A 22,010-nucleotide genomic window follows, 5' to 3' on the forward strand; every position below is an offset into this window, starting at 1 on the left:
GCTAAGCAACCGAACATTCATTGCTGAACGTGAATATTAATATAATGAAATCAGCATTTAGTGTCAACAGGTCAAATTAAATATTTTGCAAATTTTTCAACTTTTTTTTAATTTTTTGTATCCTTTGAAATCACCTTTAAGGCTGGGCTTGCAGGGAAGTATTGCATGGCGTCAATAAAGTCCTGGGGGCCGGCGGTCTGGATTATGTTGTACTGTTCAAGATACCAGGCCGGCTTTTCTGCGTCTGGGAAAAGTTCAATTCCTTCCTGCATAAGAAGGGCGGTGCCCTGGTTAGAGGCGGTGCTTTCTAACTGTTTTTTTGTCCAGAGGTTTTTGATTTGCGGCAGAACAGAAGAATTTGCTGTCTGGGAAATTAATCTGGCATTCAGGCTCTGGATTGCGGTTTTCAGGGCTTCTTCGGCTTCCCGCAGCTGGCGGACATTTTGAATCAGGATAAAGCCTGCATCAAGATTGTAAAGCGGGAACTGAACTGAGCATTTGTTTTCATAAGTCTTTGATTTTGTAATAAGTTCTGCCTGAACCTGGTCTTCCAGATAGTTTAAGAGGGCATTGAAAATGGCAGCTTCTCTTGTGCCTGCGGCAGGGGCTTTAAATCCAAAAATTACCGGGTCAAGGAACTCTGTGGTTGGAATTAAAACGGCTGGCATTGGGCCTGCTTTTTCGGCCGGGATATCAGTTAAGAAGGTGTGGTTAATTTTTACATAGACTGTTTTTTTATCCGGGAAGCGCTGCTGGAGTTTTTTTACGGCAAAAGGCTTTTTCTTTGGGGCAAATAGCTCAAATTCTTTTTTAAGGCAGGCAATGTTATCATCATTAAAATTACCGGTAATAATAAGATCATAACGGGTAGCGTCCAGAAAATCAGGGTAAGCCTGAAGAATTGCCTTATAATCTGTACTCATAAGAATGTCATCAGTGGTGTTATTAATAGAAAGCATTGCGCTTTTTCCAAAAATGGCATTGATGACTGCTGTGTAAAGCTGGCGGGGTGCACTGCCGTTTTCAAGGCGTTTTTTATAGCGGCGGGATGAAACGGCTCTGTCGGCAAGGGCAGGAGGGATTTCATCATAAATCATTGCTTTACTTATAGACTGGCATACGGCGTTAAAATCCTGAGGAATGCAGGAAATTAAAACTGAACTTGTGCCGGTATAGGTTTTTGGAGTGATGGAAACGCTGCCTAAGACAATTCCATCTGCCTGTTTCTGGCGGACTTCTTTTTGAATCATTCCGGCAATAATGCTTATTACGGCTTCTTCAAAGCCATGGTTCTGGGAAGTATTTAATTCTCCTCCCTTTATCGAAAGAAGAAGGGCAATGTCAGTTGAACTGGTGCTTTTTTTAGTGGTTAGTGAAATTCCGTTGTTCAGAGTCTGGCTTTCAATCTGATTTTTATTCCTCAGATAGTAATCGTTGTCTGGAGAGCCTTTTGAGGAAGCGAAATCAACTTCTTCATCTGGCTTGAAGAGGTCTTTAATTTCCTTGAACATTTGCTGACTGTACCAGGAAGCATTTTTTATCGTGATTTCTTCAAAGCCTGCTGCTTTATATTCAGCCTTTGCCTTTTTATATTCATCAGAATTAACTATTACAAAAACAAAGGGTTCTCCGTTATTAGCAAAGTCTGCCTGTAAGGCCTCGCTTGTGATTTTTGAAAGGAGGGCTGGCTGGGAAAGAAAATCTTCTGTCAGGGTAATGCTTACATTTGAATCTGGAGTCTGGTTTAATTTCTGATACTGCCATATTCCCCAGTATTCGCAGAGCTGCTGCATAAAGGCCTTTGGATTTGATTTTATGTTTTCAAATTCAAAAAAGAGCTGCTGTTTTGCAAAATTTACCTCATCTGCGGTGATTTTACTTGCCTTCAGTATATCTAAAAACTTCAGAGTCTGGGCACAGCCTGTGATTTTTGCTTTTGGGTCGGCAGGCTTTTGTAAAAGACTTTGGATTATCACCCGGGAAGTATCTTTTTTATGGGCAGCGGCAATATGAATGTATTCATCTCCGGGAATATTAAGCTTTGCCTCTTCAAGAAGGGCTGTTTTCAGGCCGGAAGAGGGGAGGTTCATAGCAGCAGAAGCAAGCTCGCTGTCATCCTTAGAAAAATTTGTGTACTGAATTACAACCTGTGTAAGGTCTGCAGAAAATTCTTCATTGTGAAGGACAAAGCGTTTTTTTGTATTTACAGGAAGTCCGCTTTTTACAGCCGGCGGAAATGAAGCGGAAAAAAATCTTCCGAAGCTGTTTTTCACTTGTGAAAGAAGTTTTTCTGAATTAAAGTTTCCGCTTATAAAAAGAGCGCTGTTTTTTGGTGTGTACCATTTCTGCCCGATTGACTGGAGAATGAGTCGGGCTTCTTTCTGCGAAGTTTTATTAAAAATCTGGGGATAAATACCTGAATCATGCTGCCAGGGAGCGGCAGAAAAAACTTTTGAATCAATTGCAGAGTTTATAAAGCCTGCCATGCTTTTAGCGTTTTCATCAGATTCTGTTTTAAGAAGATTGATTTGTTTTGCAAGCTCTTCGTCTGTGTACTGCAGGGCAAGTGCGGTTTCAGAAAGCCTGAGCAGAGTATCCTCTGTTTCAGAGCCTGTGACAGTAATTGCGTAATTTGAAGAATCAGAATTACAGAGGGCTTTATCAAGATTGGGGAACTGAGCCTTTATCAGGTTTGTGTAAAGCTTAAAAAATCCGTTTGTTCTCTGAGTCTGCGAAGAAAATCCCGCCTTTACCGAAAGTTCTATATGGACAAGGGCATCACTTGTGTCTTCCAGAAGAAAAAGGTTCATGCCGTTTTCTAAAACATACTGTTTAATCTGAGTTTCCGGGGCAGCAGACAATTTTTCTGCATTAAAACAAAATAAAAGAGCCGCAAGTGCAAAAAAAGTTTTTTTCATATAAAGATTATAGCATACTCGTTGATTTAAGTGTAAACTATAGGAATGGTTAATGTAGAGTTTGTTGAAAATAATAAAGAATATAATATTCCTTCAGACTTTTTGAAGGGAAAACGTCACCTTACAAAAGACGAAATATCTGTTTTAAAAGCAAATCAAAATTACAATGAAGACGAAAGCTGGAATAATTTTTATGTTGATGATTCAGAAGGTGGCTTTGATGCGTCTTTAATCGTTGCGAATTATTTTTCGGGCTATATTGTGCTGGGAAAACTCCGCCCGGTTATGCTGAAATATCATGATTTAAGCTTAAAAGCCGGAATCAGAAATTCAAAGCTTAAAGACATTATCACTGGTGATGATTTTGTAATTTACAAGGTAGATTATTTTGAGAACTACAGAATCGGAAACCGGGTTGTCCTTTATGATATTAAGGAAGTCTGCTGTACAAATCATTCAAAATTCGGAGTTGGACTTGCTGCAAAAGGCGCTTCGGATGATTCCCGCATGTGGATTGGCGTTGCAAACGAAAATAACGGCCGTCAGATTCTTCCTTTTGAATCTATGATTGCTGCTGATGCTTATCTCTGGTCTCATTACCGCGATGATGCCGAGCTTTTGAAACGCTTTGTAGAAATGGTAGACAGCGAAAGCCCCGCTCCTGTAGATACTCAGGGCTTTATTGATGATGATACTGTAATCAAACAGACAAATATTATTAAAGACGCAAAAATCGGAAAGTGCGTTTATATCAAGGGCGGATTGAAAATCAAAAATATCACCATTCTTTCTTCGCCGGAAGAACCAAGCCAGATAGGTGAGGGGGTAATTCTTGTAAACGGAATTATGGGCTATGGAACTCATGTTTTTTACAATGCAATTGCAGTCCGCTTTGTACTGGGAAGAAACTGTAATGTAAAATATGGTGCCCGACTTTTGAACTCTGTTCTTGGGGATAATTCTACAATTTCCTGCTGTGAAGTTTTGAATAACCTGATTTTCCCTTATCACGAGCAGCATCATAACTCTTCCTTCCTGATTGCAACAACTGTAATGGGGCAGTCTAATATTGCTGCCGGTGCGACAATCGGAAGTAACCATAACTCCCGCAGTCCTGACGGTGAAATTTTTGCAAAACGTGGTTTCTGGCCAGGCCTTTGCAGCGACTTTAAGCACAATTCCCGCTTTGCAAGCTTTGTTCTGGTTTCTAAGGGCAGCTATCAGTATGAACTTGATATTCAGTATCCTTTCTCTCTTGTCTGTCCTGGACAGAACGGAGATCCTTCTATTCATATTATTCCTGCCTGGTGGTTTATTTATGATATGTTTGCCATCACCAGAAATAAGAATAAATTCCTTAGCCGCGATAAGCGTGTAATAAAGGTTCAGAATATTGAAACAGATCCTTGCGCGCCTGATACTATGGAAGAAATCCTTTACGCTCTGGACAGAATTATCAATCTTACTGCTGATTATCTTGAAAAGCAGGGAGATTCCGGCATTCTTACAATCAAAGGTGAAAATATGGTTGAAGAACGCTATCAGTATGCAAAAGATTATCTTCATAAAAATCCTGATGCTGTATTTACTCTCAACGATGCCATCTGTCAGAAAAAATATGGTGCTACGATTTGCAAACCTGTAAAAGGTTATAAAGTTTACCGCCAGATTGTAAAATATTTTGCAACCAGAACCCTTCTGGAATACGGAAAGAGTCTTTCTTCTCCAAGTTTGACTAAAGATATAATAGAAAGAATCAGAAAACTTCCTCTTTACACCGAATGGGAAAATGTTGGAGGCCAGATTATTCCTCATAAGAAGGTTGTGGAACTTTTTGACGGAATTAAAAACGGTTCAATCAATAACTGGGAATCTGTTCATCAGTTTTATAACATGTGCCAGTGCTCTTACGAACAATATAAGGTGCGCTATTCCCTTTATCTGCTTGAAAAACTCTATTCCCGCGGCATAGAAGAATTTGATTCAGAAATCTTCAATAATATTGTTGATGATGTTTCTATTTGCGCTCAGATTATTTATGACTCTTCCGTAAAATCGCGCAAAAAAGACTACACTGACTATTACAGAAATATGGTTTATCGCAGCAAAAAAGAAATGAATGCTGTAATAGGACCTCTGGAAGATAATTCTTTCCTTAAAGGACTTAAAGAAGATACTGCTAAGTTTATTTCAGAAGTGAATAATCTGTTTGTAAAACTCTAGAGAAATATTGCGGACACTGCCGTTTTATGCTATTTTATCTCAAAGATTTTTTATTTTTACTAAAAATATGAAGTAAAGCTAAAAAATTGCTGCATCGCAATTTTTTTTAACGCTTTGCTATAGAACACCGCAGGCTCTGACCGGCCTGCTTACACAGGAGACCTTTTATGAAACTTTGGGATAAGGGCGCTTACCTTGTAAATGGAAAACTTTCAGAAACTGCCGCAAATTCGGCTGCTGAAGGTGCAAAGAAAACACTGGCTTATTCAATTTTGCAGAAGCATAATACCAGCGGTGATGAAGCCAAATTAAAGATTAAATTTGATAAAATCACTTCTCACGATATTACTTATGTTGGAATTATTCAGACAGCCCGTGCTTCTGGTTTGGAAAAGTTCCCTCTCCCTTATGTTCTTACAAACTGTCATAACTCTCTTTGTGCTGTAGGCGGAACAATCAACGAAGATGACCACATGTTTGGTCTTACCTGTGCACAGAAATACGGCGGAATCTATGTTCCTCCTCATCAGGCTGTAATTCATCAGTTTGCCCGCGAAATGCTTGCAAAGTGCGGCGACATGATTCTTGGTTCGGACAGTCACACCCGCTACGGTGCCCTTGGTACAATGGCAATCGGTGAAGGCGGCGGTGAGCTTGCAAAGCAGCTTTTGAACAAAACTTATGATGTTGCTTATCCTGGAGTTGTTGCTGTTTATCTTACTGGCGAGCCTGTTGCTGGCGTTGGTCCTCAGGACGTTGCCCTTGCAATCATCAAGGCTGTTTTTGATAACGGCTATGTAAAAAATAAGGTAATGGAATTTGTTGGTCCTGGCGTTGCAAATCTTTCTGCTGATTTCCGTATTGGCGTTGACGTTATGACAACAGAAACAACCTGTCTTTCTTCTATCTGGAAAACTGATTCAAAAGTTGAAGAATGGTATGCAATTCACGGACGGGCAGGGGACTACAAGGAATTGAATCCTGAAGAAGGCGCTTATTACGACGGTGCAATCGAACTTGATTTGAGCGAAATCCGCCCAATGATTGCCATGCCTTTCCATCCTTCCTGCGCTTACACAATTGATGAAGTAAACAAGAACCTTATGGATATCCTTGACGCAACAGAAAAACGCGCAAAGGTTTCATTCGGTGATAAAGTAAACTTTACTCTTAAAAACAAGGTAATCGACGGAAAACTTTATGTTGATCAGGGTGTAATTGCAGGTTGTGCCGGTGGTGGCTTTGAAAACATCTGTGCCGCAGCTGATATTTTGAAGGGAAAAGATACCGGTAACGGAAAATTCCTTTTGAATGTATATCCTGCTTCTATGCCAGTTTACATGGAACTTATGAAGAATGGTGCCTTCAGCGCTTTGATTGATGCAGGTGCTATTGTTAAGACTGCCTTCTGTGGTCCTTGTTTTGGTGCCGGAGATACTCCTGCTAACGGAGCCTTCTCTATCCGCCACTCAACAAGAAACTTCCCTAACCGCGAGGGTTCAAAAATCCAGAACGGTCAGCTTTCTTCTGTTGCCCTTATGGATGCCCGCTCTATTGCTGCAACTGCCGCAAACAAGGGCTTCCTTACTCCTGCAACAGAATACGACACAGAATTCAGCGGAAAGAAATACTTCTTTGACAAGGGAATCTACGAAAAACGCGTTTACGATTCAAAAGGCGCTGCTCATCCGGAAGTTGAAATCCAGTTTGGTCCTAACATCAAAGACTGGCCGGAACAGAAGGCTCTGGCAGATGACATTTTGATTAAGGTTGTTTCAGAGATTCACGACCCTGTTACAACAACCGATGAACTTATTCCATCTGGCGAAACTTCATCATTCCGCTCAAATCCTCTTGGACTTGCAGAGTTTACTTTGAGCCGCAAGGATCCAGCTTATGTTGGACGTGCAAAAGCTGTGCGCGATATGTCTGATGAAATTAAGGCAGAAATCAAAACTGCAGTAGAAACTCTTACTAAAAAAGATGCAGAACTTGGAAAGCGTGCTGCTAGCGCTGGAACTGGTTCTACAATCTTTGCAGTAAAACCTGGTGACGGATCGGCTCGCGAACAGGCTGCTTCCTGTCAGCGTGTACTTGGCGCTTCTGCAAACATTGCAAACGAATATGCAACAAAACGCTACCGCTCTAACCTTATTAACTGGGGTATGCTTCCATTCCTCTACAAAGAGGGCGATAAGAATCTTCCTTTTGCCAACGGCGATTACGTTTTCATCCCTGGTGTAAAGAAGATGATTGAAGAAAAATTGCCTTCAATTAAGGCTTATGCTGTAAAAGCCGACGGAAAGGTAAACGAGTTTGAGCTTTCTGTAGGCGAGTTGACCGACGACGAACGCAAAATCATCCTTGCCGGTTGTTTGATTAATTTCTATAGAAATTAAAAATCTATTTCCATAATCACAATAATTGTGTATTATGAACATAGTTTTTGACACTGTAGCTCAGCTGGATAGAGCGGCCGCCTCCTAAGCGGCAGGTCGTGCGTTCGACTCGCATTAGTGTCAGCAAAAAGGCTTCGGGTTTTCCGAAGCCTTTTTACTTTAAATCACTTCTTTTACAAATCGAGATTTAGATAATGCTTGTTTTTTCTTTGCAATGGAATTAAAATTTGTTTTATGGAACAACTAGATAAATCAACAATTGAAACTTTAATCGAAAATGCCTTCCGTATGCTGGACTTCTCTTATGTGCCTTATTCCCGCTATACGGTTGGAGCGGCTCTGCTTGCAAAAAACGGAAAAATATATACCGGCTGTAATATAGAAAACGCTTCTTTTGGGCCAACAAACTGTGCAGAAAGAACAGCTCTTTTTAAGGCTGTAAGTGAAGGAGTAAAAGAATTTAAAGCGATTGCTGTAGTCGGCGGACCTCAGAAGAAAATAACCGGCTGGTGCACTCCCTGCGGAGTCTGCCGCCAGGCCTTGCGCGAATTCTGTGACGGTGATTTCATATTTATTCTTGCAAAGAGCAAAAATGAATATCGCCTTATGACAATGGATGAAATCCTTCCGGAAAGCTTTAAACCGGCTGGAGAAATAGGGGCAACTCAGGAACTATGAATGTAAATTATGTAAAATTGGTAATGGGCGTTATCACCGATGTCCGCGTAATAATAACTATTGTTGCAGCCCTCTTTATAATTGAGTTTGCAAAATTTGTTACAAGCTACAAAAAAAAGCCTCCCCGTCCTAAAAAAGCAAAGGCTCCTAAAGCTCCTCCACCGGCACCTAAGCCCGAAGCTCCTGCTGAAGGCGGGGGAGATGAGGCAGCTGCGGAGTAAGAGATGCAGTACGAAGGCGGTTTTTCCAAAGGATTCCGCCTTTTTTTATTTTTCCGCTTTCCATAAGCTGAGAAATAATTTCTGTTGCATCAGAATGATTCCAGATTCTTTTTCCAAGCTTTTTGACCGAATCACAATTCAGTTTTTCCACAAGCTCACTTTCAATTTCTTCCTGAGTGTAAAAATTTCTTGCGTGCTTTATAAGATTATATGCAATTTCCCAGTCGCTTATATTTTTCCGACTTTCTTTTTTCTGTTCTTTTTCAGATAATTTCCGCAGATTGCATAAATCACAGCCGTGGCAGTAAGCCTGCTCAGCTCCAAGTGCATCTAAAAGGACCTGCCGCCTGCAATCATCAGTTTCGGCAAAGTCTTTCATTGCCCTTTGCCTGCTTCCTTCTGCAAATGAGGAATATCGCAGGGAATCAGAAAGACTCCATAATAAAATCGCCTTAGCATCACTTCCGTCCCGGCCTCCGCGACCTGCCTCCTGAATATAAGCCTCAGCAGTTTCTGAAGCCTCCATATGAACAACTGTCTTAATATCCTTTTTATCAACTCCCATTCCATAAGCACAGGTTGCACATAAGATCCCGTCGCGGCTGTTATAAAACCAGGTCTCCACTTCAGTTTTTTCTTCTTTTAAGAGACCTGCATGATAAAATTTTGCAACTCCTCTTCCAAAGCAGACATTAAGTTCTTTAGCCATATCTTCAGCCTTGTTACGGGTGCCGCAGAAAATAATCATAGGACGCTTTTCTGTAGCCGCAAGATATAAGGCTTCTTTTTTCTTTGCAGCGGCTTTCTTCACAAAATAGTGAATGTTAGGGCGGTCGCTTTCACTTCTTACTACGTGTGCTTCTCCCTTAAAAAGAATTTCTGCAACGCGGCTTAAAACCTGGGGGGACGCTGTAGCCGTAAAGGCTGTAATTACCGGCGGATTCAGCCTTTCAATTACCTTTCCAAGCTCCAGATAAGCAGGCCGGAAAGAATCTCCCCATTCAGAAACGCAGTGGGCTTCATCAATTGCAATATGTTTAATTCCGACCCCGCATAAACGCTCAAGCAGCTTGTCACTGCCAAGAACTTCAGGATTTGCAAGAATGATTTTTGCACCCTCTTTTATCCGGCGGAAGTTTTCCTCTCTTTCTTCATCAGTCTGTCCGCCCCTGAAAACCACGCAGCCAAGATTTCCTTCTTCCATACGCCGTTGCTGGTCAGTCATAAGGGCAAGAAGGGGATAGATTACAAGGCTTGGACCGTCCAGTAAAATTGCCGGAATCTGAAAACACAATGACTTTCCGGCTCCTGTTGGTAAGAGTACAATCTGCCGTCCCCTGCAAAAAGAATCATCTTCCTCTTTATAAAAGGCAGATTTTTCTTCAGGGCTGTAACCCGCAATTTTTTTTATGGCATTCATAAGCGCCAAGAATGTTTTCTATAACCATCCGCTGCCAGGGGTAAAGATAATTAATCCCGAAATTTTCCTTTGCCGTGCGGGTGACTAAATCCTCAGACTCATTTTCTTCTATTTCCATATATATAATATGGCTCACTTTATCTCGTTTTGACAAAAATTCCTGAAAAAAAAGCGTTTTTTTTATAACAAAAGATTCGCAGATTTTTAAAAGGAAAAGCCCTATAATTATTATGGTAATGAACTTAGATTTTTTTCAGATTATAAATAAAATTGCTAATCCTGTTGTCGTTGCTAAACTTTTATATGACGAAAAGGGAAAAATAAATGACTTTCAGATAGAATTTCAAAACTCACAGATGAAAAAGCTTGCGGGCTATATCATCCAGGGCTTTACAAAATGGTCGGAATTCCGTCACAACATTGGAGAAGAAAGTCTGGGCTTTGATTCTCTGATTGCAGCCTTAAATCAAAATCCTTTTCCTAAGGCTTCATATTTTTCTGCGGCAACCCAGCGCTGGTACAGATTTGATATATCGCCTTTAGAAGATGACCTTGTTGTAATCACTCTTTCTGATGTTACCATAGAAAAAAATTATTCAAAAAATCTTAGGGAATCAATCATAAAAGATCCTCTTACCGGACTTTTGAACCGGGCAGGCTTTACCGACAATCTTGAAATTGTGCTTGATACCTGTAAATATAACGGCACTAAGGCTGCCATGCTTATTCTTGATATTGATGACCTTAAAAATATCAATGAATCCAGCGGTTATGAAGAGGGGGATAATTTAATTATCCGGGTTGCCGATATTCTCCGTCGTTTTGAGCGCGAAAGTATAAAGATTTTCCGCTATGGTGATGATGAATTTATGGTTTTGATATCCGAGGCAGAAAGCCGTGATTCTGTCGTTACTATTGCTGATACAATTTTTGAATGTTTCCAGAACGAGCATATCCTTATTTCCGGCGGTCTTTCTGTTTTTCCTGATAATTCTGAGGCAAAGGATGAGCTTATCCGTTTTGCCGATATGGCAGTTCATTATGCAAAAAAGCACGGAAAGAATAATATCTGCTTTTTTGAGCCTGAAATGCAGAGAGTCTTTATCCAGCAGCTTCAGCTTCAGACAAAACTTGCAAATGCAGTTTTGGACAGCAATTTTTACATGAATTATCAGCCTCAGTTTGAAATCAGCACTGGACTTTTACGGGGTTTTGAGGCCTTGATCCGCTGGGATGATTCTGAACTTGGTGAGATTCCGCCTTCTGTTTTTATTCCCCTTGCAGAAGAAACAGGGCTTATTCTTCCCCTTGGTAAGTGGATTTTAAACACCACAATGCAGCGGCTTAAGGAATGGCAGGATAAGTATGATTTTAAAGGCACTATGTCTGTAAACGTTTCTCCTATTCAGCTTAAGCAGGATGAATTTCTTGATGAGCTGATGGAAATTATCGGAAAGTATGAAATAGACCCGGAATATGTGGAAATTGAAATTACAGAAGGGGTGATGATTAATAATATCCGTACCACCGTAGAAAAACTTAAGGCTCTTAAGGATATGGGCTTTAAGATTTCTCTTGATGATTTTGGAACGGGCTATTCTTCCCTTAATTATCTTCAGCAGCTTCCGCTTGATACCCTTAAAATTGATAAGTCATTCATTAATGACATCTGTTCGATGGATGGAATTCAGGCAAATATCACAAGTTCCATCATTAATATGGTAACAAAAATGGGACTTGAAACTATTGCCGAAGGGGTTGAAAGACCTGACCAGCTTAGTCTTTTAAAACGCTTTAACTGCAATATTGTTCAGGGCTTTCTGCGTGGTAAACCTATGAATATTAATGACTGCGATGCTTATCTTGCCGGTGATAAGTCTGCCCTGAGGACAAATCATTAGTCAGCAAGAATTATTTCTACGCGGCGGTTTTTCTTACGGCCTTCTTCTGTGGCGTTACTTGCAACTGGCTCTGTAGAACCCTTTCCCTGGGTAAAAATGTGAAGGCTGTCGCGGACTCCAAGCTGCTCAAGATAACTTGCAACGGCTTCTGCCCTCTGTTCAGAAAGAATCTGACGGCTTTTTGGAGTTCCTCTTTCTGCGCAGTGACCTGTAATCAAAAGATCGTTTGAATAATCTTTTAAGAGAGCCCCGATTTTCTCAAGCTTTTCTTTTTCAGACGGAAGAAGTAGGTCTGAATCAGGTTCGAACTGAATGTTTTCAAGGCTGATTGTAAGTCCTTTCTGCCCGCGGGTAATATTGATGTTTTCAAGAGCCATGTCATTTACCCGCTCCTGAAGCTTTTCTACTGTTGCCTGGTCATTTACAGATTTATATTCCAGAACTTCGCCGTGGGCTGCACTTTTGAAGGTGTAGGTCATGCCCATTATATCAACCATCTTAATCATAAAGGTTTCTATATAATGGTCTATGTCACCTTTAGCGCAGTCCCACCAGATTTTCTGCTGTGCAAATCCACTGGCTCCTGCGTAAGTTCCGGTGGCAGCAGAGCGTCGGCCGACTCCCTGTGAAAATTCATAATAAACTTCAATTACATTCAGCTTTACGCCGTCAATAATTTCGTCTCCAATGTAGCTGTATTCTGCCGTAAAAGGAATGGAAATTGCGTCTGTCATGGAAAAAAGTTCCCGGCAGTCGTGAACTTCCTTTCCGCTTGCCCTCCAGCTGTCGCCGGGTTTTATAGATGATTTTGGAAAAGAGGGAACATTCTGAACTGTAGGAAGATAGTCGTTATCAGGATTTAAAAATTCGCCTGATTTTGTGCGGGTAAGGTTTACAAAATCTTCTTCACCCCAGCTCAAATGACGTCCGCTTACGTTCATAAGGTAGTTTTCTGTAGTCATGTAATGGGTGTGAAGTCTTGCGCTGCCATCTGCATTTGTGTCTGTAACTGTGGTTGCAGTGCGGTTTACAATCTGTGTGCGGTTGTTAAGCCTTCCGTTTAAATATGCTTCCTCTTCTATAGTAGAAATGTGAAGGGAAGATTCGCCTTTTTTCTGACGGAATTCAAAAAGCACTCCGTCTGAGTCAGCATTTTTAGCAGCCGCCTGGCCATAAATTGGCGCGTAAAGGGCAAGAATAACAAAAAATAGAATTACAGGGTAAATAAATGACTTCTTCATGCTTTTATTATCGGATTTATAAAATCATAAAATGAGTAATTAGAGGATTATCAGTCTAAAGCCTGCAGTTCAATTGCAATTTCCTCCATTTCACGGTCGGTCATTGCAATTGTTTCTGCAACGCGGAAAAGTTCACGGCGCACGCTGTCCGGGACTTTTGCACTGTTTTTATAGCGCAGCTGATGCTCAAGGCTGGCCCAGAAGTCCATCGCAATGGTTCTGAGCTGGATTTCCACCCGCACATTGTGTTCAGTTTTTGAAAGATAAACTGGAATTTCCATTACAAGGTGAAGGCTTCTGTAGCCCGATTCTTTAGGCTTATCGATGTAGTCATTCTGTCTGATAAGAGTTAAATCCGGCTGCTTAAGAAGCATGTCTCGTACAGAATATATATCTGAAATATAAGGACAGATTACCCTCACTCCCGCAATATCGTTGAGGTTTTCCATCATTGAATCAAAATTTACCGGAAGTCCTTTTTTCTCAAGCTTTTTTGCTATGCTTTCCGGACTCTTAATCCTGCTTTTTACTGTAGAGATTGGATTTCGCGTGCGGTTTACGCTGCTTTCTTTATTAAGAATATCAAGTTTTGTTTCAATCTGTTTTATTGCGCTTTCATAAATCATCATAATCTGCTGAAACTGAAAGGCCATTTTGTAAAAATCACCGGGAACAGAAAGTTTGTTTGTCATTGATGCCGGTAATGTTTCTGAAATAATATCCGAACTGGTCATTTTTTTTGCCTGAAAGATTTCTCTCCACTCCTATTATATAAACATAATAAAAGTGGAAAGGTTTCGGCAAGAATAATCGTTTTAGTCAGCTGAGAAGCGAATGCTTTCCCAGTATTCGTTAAAGGTTTCAAGGTCTTCGCCTACGTCCAGTTTGAGTTCGCAGGTTTCCATTTCTTCTGCCTTGTACATTGGAGTTGTTGTTCTGAGATGTTCTGCTGCAGGATTTACAAAGCCCGGGAAGCGGAACTCATCAAGGAATTTAACGTATTCTTCCGGACGGTGAATAAAGTTGATGAACTTCATAGCAAGATCGTAGTGTTTTGCGTTCTTCAAAATTACCATAGAGTCAACGTACATAGGGCCGCCTTCAGATGGAATAAAGAAGTCAATCATTTCTTCCTGGCGCTCTTCCGGAACTTCACCGTAAACAACTTCTGCATAACCCTGGCAAACCCAGAAATCTTCGTTTGCAAAAGATTTACCAAAGCCTTCTGCATCAAATTTTACAAGATTTGGCTTCCATTTCTGGTTGATGTAGTCTGTAATGTTTCCTAAAACCTTGCGGTCAACAGTGTTTACAGAATAGCCTTTGAGGGCAAGGGCATCGCCCATAACTTCGCGCATATCGTCCATCATTGTCATATGGCCTTTAAGATCTTCGCGCTCAAAAATTGTCCATGATTTTCCGTAATTATGAACCTTCTGCTTGTTTACGCAGATTCCGGCAGCTCCCATGTAATAAGGAACTGAATAGTCCATGTTAGGGTCAAAAGTAAGTTTTTCTAGAACTTTTGGGTTTATATTTGAAGCATTTGTAAAGGCTGCGTGATCAATCTTTTTAAGCATTCCCTGCTTAATCATGATTGAAGTGTAGTCCTGAGAAGGGAAGGTGATGTCGTAACCATCAGCACCAGCCTTAAGCTTTGCATACATAACTTCGTTTGAGTCAAAAGTATCAACCTTAACCTTGCAGTTATACTCTTTTTCAAAATCCTGAAGTACAGAATCCGGAGTATAGTATGTCCAGTTAAAGAGATAAAGTGTATTATCATCCTTTTTTCCGCAAGATGATAAAGAGATGAGGGCTGCAAGTGCTGCAAGACCTGTAAGAAGACTTGATTTTTTCATTCTAGTCCCTTGTAAATATAAAGAATCTTACCGGCGGAGTTGACTGCCCCTGTGCCCCGGCAAGTTATTCACAATTTATTTGCTGCTTTTTTGCGCTTTTATTTTAGTGACTTGCAGCAATTCCTTTAAGTCCTTTGCGAAGGATAAATGCAATAATACAGGTAAAAAGCACCATAACAAAAGACAGAGAGTTGATTACAGGAGAAACGCCGAAGCGGATCATAGAGTAAACGTAAAGCGGCAGGGTAGTTGAACCAGGCCCTGCAACAAAGAAGGTGATTACAAAGTCTTCAAGCGACATTGTAACTGCCATCAAAAATCCCGACATAATTCCAGGCATGATTGCAGGAATTACAACCTTAAGCATTGTCTGGCTTTCTGTTGCACCAAGGTCGCGGCTTGCTTCTACAATAGAAAAGTCAAACTCGTCCAGACGGGCATTTACCATAAGGAAAACAAATGGCAGACAGAAGGTTGTATGGGCTGCAAAAACGGTAAAGAGTCCGAGAGGAACCTTTACACCGCTGAAGAAAATTACCATGGAAATACCGATGATAATTTCCGGCAGAACCATTGGAAGGTAAGCCAGAGTCTGAATGAACTTCTTTCCCGGGAACTTATACCAGTTGATTCCGATTGAAGCGGCGGCTCCTAAAATTGTAGAAACTGCTGCCGAACTGAAGGCAACCACAAGGCTGTTCCAGAGGGCATGCCACAAATCTGCTGAATCAAAAAAGAGCTTTTTATACCAGATTAAAGAAGGTTCTGTAAAAACAGCGCTTTTTCCCTTATTAAAAGAATAAACGATGATTACTAAAAGGGGCAGAAAGAGAAAAACGATTGTAAGTCCCAGCATAAGGCGGGAAAAAGAGAATACCTGTCGACCCTTGCGCCATGTTTTTTTTGCGTGGCGTGAGTTTTCCGAAGTAGGGCGTTTTCCATTAAAAGCGTTGTGTAAAAAAAGATAAAAAGGATGGTCCATTAGTTTGTACCTCCTACGTAATTTTCTTCTTTTGCCATCTTCTTGCGGAGCTTAGCTTCAGCATCATTGCTTCTTGTAATCCAGATGATTCCGAATACAGAAATCAAAGTGATGATAAGGCTGAAGGCTGCTGCAAGCGGCCAGTTACGGGTCTTTTGAACCTGATCAACTACAATGTTACCTAGCATGTAAGAATCTTTACCGCCGACTAAAAGTGGAACTGTGTAAGCACCAAAAATCGGGATAAAAGTAAAAATCAAGGCAGAAATGATTCCGCTTTTAATGCCAGGAATCAAAACCTTAATCATTGACTGGGCTTTTGTTGCCCCAAGGTCGCGGGCTGCTTCGAGTAAAGAAAAATCAAAGCGGTCAACGGCAGTAAAAATCGGCAGAATTGCATAAGGAATATACATGTAAACCGAAACAAGAATTACCGCAGTCTGATTGTACAAGAAAGGCACATATTCTTTGATTAAGTGCAGCTTCAAAAGAATCTGATTGAGCATACCGTCGTTGTTCAAAATGCTCATCCAGGCAAAAATACGGATAAGCGAGTTTGTCCAGAACGGAATGATAATCAAAAAGAGCAGGATGGTCTGATGACGGCTTCTTGCCATTGCATAGGCACAGGGAAGCGAGACTAAAATCGTAATCACTGTAGAAATTACAGTGATTTTTAGCGTTCTCATTACAATAATGCCGTATTCCGGCTTAAACATCTGATGGTAAGCCTTCAAAGAAAACTGCCATTCAACGCCACCGTAAATTCCCTTTTTAAGAAAACTGTATATAAAAATAATTACAAGGGGAGCAATAAAGAAAATGCAGAACCACAATCCCATCGGCCAGCCGTAGAAGACACCAAGGCGTGCGTCACGGCCTTCTTTTGAAATAGTTTTATTCTTCATAATATTCCATTTCCAAATTTATAGCAGGCTGCTCTCTAGTTTCGCAGCCAGATGTATTCTCGATAATCCTAAAATGACCCGCTGTCGCAGCTCATTTCTTAACGGATTTTCGATTATCATCTTACTTCTCAATATCTTCAACAATGTAAGCGTCTTCGGCCGACCAGCTTACATAGACCTTGTCTTTCCACTGAATTACCGGACCGTCATCCATGTAGTCTGTGTGCTGCTTGAAAACCTTGATGATTTTACCTGTTTCAAGACGAACATAGAATTTTGACTGGAAACCAGAGTAAATAGGCTCTTCAACAATACCGCTGAATACGTTGATGTCGGTTCTTCCACCTGTAGAAGGCGGTTCCAGAGTAATGCGGATTTTTTCCGGGCGGATTGTAAAGGCAACCTTCTGTCCCTTGTCTGTCTTTTCGTAGTCAGTTACCTGCATGTAGCGGTCAAGGGCAGTTTCTGCTGCTGTATCAGTTGCAAGCGGAGCCTGTTTTCCAAGTTCAGGAACAGAAAGGGTAGCCATAAAGTCATCTTCACCCTTAATAGACTTGTGAGGAACGCAGTCAACGACTTCTGCATCAAAAAGGTTTGTTTCACCAATAAACTGGGCAACAAACTGAGTTGCAGGGCTTTCATAAATTTCAAAAGGAGTTCCAATCTGAAGTACGTGGCCCTGATTCATAACTGCAATGCGGTCAGAAACAGAAAGTGCCTCGCTCTGATCGTGAGTTACATAGATAAATGTAATTCCAATCTGGTCGTGAATGCGGTCAAGGTCAATCAAAAGATTTGCGCGCAGTTTTGCATCCAGAGCAGAAAGAGGCTCATCAAGCAAAAGAACTTTTGGCTCGTTGATGAGGGCGCGGGCAATTGCTACACGCTGCTTCTGTCCGCCGGAAAGTTGATTTGGCTTTTTATGGATATGCTGGTCAAGCTGAACCAGATGAACATATTCGCGAACTTTTTTGTCAATTTCGTCTTTTGGCAGCTTTTTCAGACGCAGAGGAAATGCAACGTTTTCATAAACGCTCATATGAGGAAAGAGTGCGTATGTCTGGAAAACTGTGTTTGAAGGTCTCTTATCAGGCGACAGCGGAATGACGTTTTTATCATCAAAAAGAACTGCACCATCATCTGGGAATTCAAAACCTGCGATAATGCGGAGAAGAGTAGTTTTTCCGCATCCAGAAGGGCCGAGCAGGGAGAAAAACTCGCCCGGCTTGATAACAAAATTGATGTCGTCCAGCGCAACAAAATCACCAAAGTGTTTTGATACGTGGTCGATGGTAACCTGACTTCCTTTCAACTCAAGTACCCCTTAGAAAAAAATAGCCGTCCATACGAACGGGCATCAAAAAAAAAGTTTTTTTTAGCTGCAGCAAAAGCATTAGCCGGTAATGTTTACCATAATGTATATATGCGCTTTTAGCAACATAAATTTTTGACTTTAAAATATAAATTTGAGTTTTATTCAGAATCTGCCGATAATGAGATGTCGGATTATATATTTTCAGGAAGGCTGTATGGCAGAATTTGAAAAGAATTTGAATTACGGACAGTTTGTAACAAGGGAAGGGAAACTTTCTCCTCAGAAAAATATCAATGTAAAGGCTTTGAATTATTCTTCCTCTGATTCGGATGTAAAACTTGCCGGAAGCTCTGTTAGCCGCGCTTTTGTTTCCGACTATGAGCGCAGGAAAAAGCAGCATAAAATAGAAAAAAAACGCAAAAAGCGCGCAGCAACCCTCAATAAAAATATAAAGAAATCTAAAAAGCTTGCTGCCCGCATGGAAAAAATCAATGCCCGTTTTCAGAAAAAGCAGGAAAAGATTTTCAGGCATAAGACTGCGGTTGAGCAGAAAATCCGTCAGAAAAAAATAAATGACAGTCTTGAGAAGAACCGTACTTCAATCGGAGTTAAACTTATCTGCATCATCTCAACTCTTGTAATTATTTCGCTTGGTCTCATAACCTTCCTGGTTTCAATGTTTGTTTCCGGCGATACAAAAATCAGTGCAGAAGATAATAACCTTACAATTAACAGCCGAACTGCAGCAGATACAGAACACCGTCTTAATACCGTAATGTCCAATGTCGGTATGTTCCTTGATCTTTTGCGTAATTCTCAAAGTCAGGAAGAAACAGATAGTAATGCCGCAATGTTCTTTAAGCGTAATCAGGATATTGCCGCCATCATTTTACCGGACGACAACTGGACTTTTGCAAACAAGGCTTTCTTTGTAAAAAACGAACTTGATGAAAATCTTATTTCCGAGTATATGCTTTTTGAATCTGAGTCAGTTGAAAAGGCCTATCAGGGAAATTATGTGCTTAAAAATGCCTCTCCGGTTTTTAATGTGCCTGCAATTGCAATGTTCTCTCCGCTTTTTGGAGCCGCTGATAACCGCTGTCTGGTTGTTATTTATTCTTCAGAGGCGCTTTCGGAAAGTTTTGGAACCGGTTCTATAAATCTTTCCTTCTTTGTAAACAGTGGCGGAGAAATCCTTATCCATCCGGATATGCGTCTGATGATGGAAAACGTAAATTACAGCGAGAATTTTATTGTTCAGAAGATGAAGGAGAGTCTTTCTAATAACGGACAGCTTACCTTCAGTCAGAATGACGGGGAAGAGGATGCTGAATACATCGGAGCCTTCCATAAATTGACTAACGGAAGCGGTGCCATTATTACTGTTGTAAGAACGTCAGTAATTCTAGAGGCGGTAAACGCAACAACGCGGCGAAATATCTATCTTACAGTGGCAATCCTCTCGCTCGCGATACTGATTATTTATGCCTTCTCAAAATCGCTTAGTACACCGCTCAAAACCCTTACAGCGGTTGCCAACGAAATCAATAAGGCAAACTTTAACACCGACCTTTTTGAAGAACTGAATACTAACCGTAAGGATGAAATCGGCGTTCTTATTCAGTCTACAAAAAAGGAAAGGGAAATCCTTAACACCTTTACAAAGCTAACGAATAAGGGTGTAACAGACGCTATTGTATTGAAGAAAATTGATTTTGAGCCCCACCTGAAAGACATTACTATTTTCTTCAGCGATATCCGCGGATTTACTGCAATTTCTGACGGTTTTAAGAATCGCTTTGGCGAAGAATCAGCTGCAGAAATCATAGGATTTTTGAATGACTACATGAGCCGCATGGTAACCTGTATTACAAATACCGGCGGTGTCGTTGACAAGTTTGAAGGCGACGCAATCATGGCCTGCTGGGGTGTGCTTCGTAATGATGACCTTGACTGCGAACTTTCGCTTGAAGACCATATTTCAAAAATTCAGCGCAAGAATAACTGCGTGCTTAGTGAGGAAGAAAAGACTGCACTTGTTGCGAAACGTGAAGATTTTGAACTTAATCACGCTCAGCACATTATGGAAGATGCCATCAGCGCAATTACCGCTTCAATTGCAATGCGCTACTCTCTGATGAAATACAATAAGGATGCAGAAGCCTTTACAAAAGCTCATGAAGGTGAGCCTCTTGCAAAATATAAGCCTCATATCAGAATAGGAGCGGGCGTAAATACAGGCCGTGCAACTGTAGGCTTTATGGGGTCTTACGATAAAATGGAATTTACTTCGATTGGTGATGCAGTAAACTTTGCCAGCCGTACAGAAGCCAGCAATAAACCTTGTGGAACTGACCTTTTGATTACAGAAGATACTTATAATCTTTTGAAGAGCCGCTATATCCGCTGTGAAGAAAATGCTTATACTATTTCTCCAGAAGATTTGCCTTATGAAATTATTGCCGAGCAGATTCCTGTTGAGTTTGAAGTAAAGGGAAAGGGGGCCCAGCATTTTTATGCGGTCGTAAATCTTCCAAACTTTGATATTGAAGCTTTCTTTAAGAAAACTGACCCTGATTTTGTTGTTGACCAAGACTGCCGTAAGGCTGCAGGTCCTGACGGTCCTAAAAATATCCACGAAGTCCGCGCTATGCTTGGAATTCCGGAGCCTGATTTTGAAGGAGTAAACCTTGACGAAGAAGAAAACAAGATTCAAGTCAAAACTCAAAGCTCTGCTTCGTGATTTTTTTATCACTCTATCTTGTCTTGGAGTCTGTGCCGCAAGTCTCTGGCTTTTCTGGAGGGATTTAAATCTGTCTTCTACCAGAAGTGACCGGGACGCAATTGCAACCATCACTTTTAAGTATAAGGTTGCCCAGCGAAAATTTACAGACAGGGTAGTTTGGGAACGTTTACAGCAGAATTCTCCTCTATATAATGAAGATACAATCCGCACTGCAGATATGGCGTCTGCAACAATTACTTTTAAAGGCGGCGAGATTCTTGATGTCCATGAAAACTCCATGGTTCAGATTTTTCAGTCTGCTGATGGTGGAGTTCGCCTTACTGTAGAAGGAGGCGGTATTGATGTTGATACCTCTTCTTCAAAAGCAGCTGCTGGTCTTGCCGTTCTTATGGAAAACGGAAGTACAATCCAGATTGAAAAGGGAAGCCGGCTTGCTGCAATTACAGATGCCAGCGGAGAAGCAAGTTTTCAGCTTAAGGCAGGAAGCGGCAGTATTAGAGGTGGAAATAATGATGAAGACGGGGGCCTTAATTTAAGGGCAGGTGATGCTGTAAAAATTCAGACCGGCGGCGAAATCAAAAAAGTGCCTTTTTCCGTTACTTCAATTCCGAATGATCTGGTCGTACTTAACCTTGAGGAAAAGGTTCTGCCAGTTCATCTTGAATGGGCAGCTTCCGATTCTGCTGCAGATAAAAAAATCATAGTTCAGACTTCAAAAAGTAAGGATTTTTCCAGCATAGACAAAACTTTTACAGTTCAGAATGTGAATTCCGTTGATATTCCTTTAGAAGAAGGTTCGCTTTTCTGGCGCGTTTTTGAAGAGGCTGCCATTGGTGGAAATCTTCCTGTTTCAGAACCTGTCAGCGGACGAATCAGGATGGAAAAGGTGGCAAAACCAGTCCTTACAGCTCCTGTAAATGATTCTTCTATAAAATACCGTACTCTTCTTCCTCAGGTTTTGTTTAGCTGGGAAGGAAATGATTTTGCAGATTATTACCGGCTTGAAATTTCTTCAGCTCCTGATTTTTTTGAACCGGAAATCCTTGTAGACCTGCGTAGTACAAGTTATACAACTTCAAAACTTAAGGAAGGAATCTATTTCTGGCGTGTTACTCCATTCTATAGCCTTCAGAATACTGGTTTTACAGCAAGTACAGAGCCTGGGCGTTTTACAATTGCAAAGGCTGAAGCCCTTT

16 protein-coding genes and 1 tRNA gene are annotated in these 22,010 nt (G+C 41.0%); 8 read left to right on the plus strand and 9 right to left on the minus strand.

Annotation, left to right across the window (positions count from 1 at the left end; translation table 11 throughout):
* Positions 1-107: 107 nt before the first annotated feature.
* Positions 108-2,918: a M16 family metallopeptidase gene (locus MSI_RS10920; RefSeq protein WP_009106920.1), complete on the minus strand. Its 2,811-nt coding sequence runs from the start codon at positions 2,916-2,918 to the stop codon at positions 108-110.
* Between the two features lie 45 nt (positions 2,919-2,963).
* Between MSI_RS10920 and MSI_RS10925 the strand changes: the two genes are divergently transcribed.
* From MSI_RS10925 to MSI_RS10945, 5 genes are all read left to right on the plus strand, one after another.
* A complete protein-coding gene (locus tag MSI_RS10925; RefSeq protein WP_009106923.1) occupies positions 2,964-5,141 on the plus strand; it encodes a DUF4954 family protein in 2,178 nt (725 codons plus the stop codon).
* Between the two features lie 167 nt (positions 5,142-5,308).
* Positions 5,309-7,540, plus strand: coding sequence for a hydratase (locus MSI_RS10930; RefSeq protein ID WP_009106925.1), 2,232 nt, complete (start codon positions 5,309-5,311; stop codon positions 7,538-7,540).
* A gap of 49 nt (positions 7,541-7,589) precedes the next feature.
* Positions 7,590-7,663: transfer RNA gene (locus MSI_RS10935), tRNA-Arg, on the plus strand.
* Between the two features lie 111 nt (positions 7,664-7,774).
* Positions 7,775-8,218 carry a cytidine deaminase gene (locus MSI_RS10940; RefSeq protein WP_009106927.1) on the plus strand — a complete coding sequence of 148 codons (444 nt, stop codon included), beginning with the start codon at positions 7,775-7,777 and terminating at the stop codon, positions 8,216-8,218.
* A complete protein-coding gene (locus tag MSI_RS10945) occupies positions 8,215-8,439 on the plus strand; it encodes a hypothetical protein (protein WP_009106929.1) in 225 nt (74 codons plus the stop codon). The genes MSI_RS10940 and MSI_RS10945 overlap by 4 nt, the downstream gene beginning before the upstream one ends.
* Here the strand turns inward: MSI_RS10945 and MSI_RS10950 are convergent.
* Both MSI_RS10950 and MSI_RS14720 read right to left on the minus strand, forming a co-directional pair.
* Positions 8,387-9,859 carry a RecQ family ATP-dependent DNA helicase gene (locus MSI_RS10950; protein ID WP_009106931.1) on the minus strand — a complete coding sequence of 491 codons (1,473 nt, stop codon included), beginning with the start codon at positions 9,857-9,859 and terminating at the stop codon, positions 8,387-8,389. The genes MSI_RS10945 and MSI_RS10950 overlap by 53 nt on opposite strands.
* Positions 9,822-9,977: a hypothetical protein gene (locus MSI_RS14720; RefSeq protein ID WP_192807759.1), complete on the minus strand. Its 156-nt coding sequence runs from the start codon at positions 9,975-9,977 to the stop codon at positions 9,822-9,824. Before MSI_RS14720 ends, MSI_RS10950 begins: the two co-directional genes overlap by 38 nt.
* A gap of 118 nt (positions 9,978-10,095) precedes the next feature.
* Here MSI_RS14720 and MSI_RS10955 point away from each other — a divergent pair, with 118 nt between their 5' ends.
* Positions 10,096-11,760, plus strand: coding sequence for a bifunctional diguanylate cyclase/phosphodiesterase (locus tag MSI_RS10955; protein WP_192807760.1), 1,665 nt, complete (start codon positions 10,096-10,098; stop codon positions 11,758-11,760).
* Here the strand turns inward: MSI_RS10955 and MSI_RS15155 are convergent.
* The 6 genes from MSI_RS15155 to MSI_RS10985 all read right to left on the minus strand — a co-directional run bounded on the left by MSI_RS15155 (position 11,757) and on the right by MSI_RS10985 (position 18,065).
* A complete protein-coding gene (locus tag MSI_RS15155; RefSeq protein WP_009106935.1) occupies positions 11,757-13,001 on the minus strand; it encodes an OmpA family protein in 1,245 nt (414 codons plus the stop codon). The two genes, MSI_RS10955 and MSI_RS15155, sit on opposite strands and share 4 nt — an antisense overlap.
* Before the next feature lie 50 nt (positions 13,002-13,051).
* Positions 13,052-13,735, minus strand: coding sequence for a GTP pyrophosphokinase family protein (locus MSI_RS10965; protein ID WP_009106937.1), 684 nt, complete (start codon positions 13,733-13,735; stop codon positions 13,052-13,054).
* A gap of 81 nt (positions 13,736-13,816) precedes the next feature.
* Positions 13,817-14,863: an extracellular solute-binding protein gene (locus MSI_RS10970; RefSeq protein ID WP_009106939.1), complete on the minus strand. Its 1,047-nt coding sequence runs from the start codon at positions 14,861-14,863 to the stop codon at positions 13,817-13,819.
* A 103-nt stretch (positions 14,864-14,966) separates the two neighbouring features.
* Positions 14,967-15,845, minus strand: coding sequence for an ABC transporter permease (locus tag MSI_RS10975; RefSeq protein WP_009106941.1), 879 nt, complete (start codon positions 15,843-15,845; stop codon positions 14,967-14,969).
* Positions 15,845-16,753 carry an ABC transporter permease gene (locus tag MSI_RS10980; RefSeq protein ID WP_009106943.1) on the minus strand — a complete coding sequence of 303 codons (909 nt, stop codon included), beginning with the start codon at positions 16,751-16,753 and terminating at the stop codon, positions 15,845-15,847. Before MSI_RS10980 ends, MSI_RS10975 begins: the two co-directional genes overlap by 1 nt.
* Positions 16,754-16,874: 121 nt before the next feature.
* Positions 16,875-18,065: an ABC transporter ATP-binding protein gene (locus MSI_RS10985; protein WP_009106944.1), complete on the minus strand. Its 1,191-nt coding sequence runs from the start codon at positions 18,063-18,065 to the stop codon at positions 16,875-16,877.
* 217 nt (positions 18,066-18,282) lie between these two features.
* Here MSI_RS10985 and MSI_RS10990 point away from each other — a divergent pair, with 217 nt between their 5' ends.
* Together MSI_RS10990 and MSI_RS10995 are read left to right on the plus strand one after the other, a co-directional pair.
* Positions 18,283-20,811, plus strand: a complete 2,529-nt coding sequence (locus MSI_RS10990) for an adenylate/guanylate cyclase domain-containing protein (protein WP_009106945.1) — start codon at positions 18,283-18,285, stop codon at positions 20,809-20,811.
* Positions 20,759-22,010, plus strand: a 1,252-nt coding sequence (locus MSI_RS10995; RefSeq protein ID WP_039924740.1) for a hypothetical protein, incomplete at its 3' end; no start/stop codon positions are given. The genes MSI_RS10990 and MSI_RS10995, both read left to right, overlap by 53 nt.

Origin of the sequence: Treponema sp. JC4 (genome assembly GCF_000260795.1) — a bacterium.
Classification (GTDB): Bacteria; Spirochaetota; Spirochaetia; order Treponematales; family Treponemataceae; genus Treponema_D.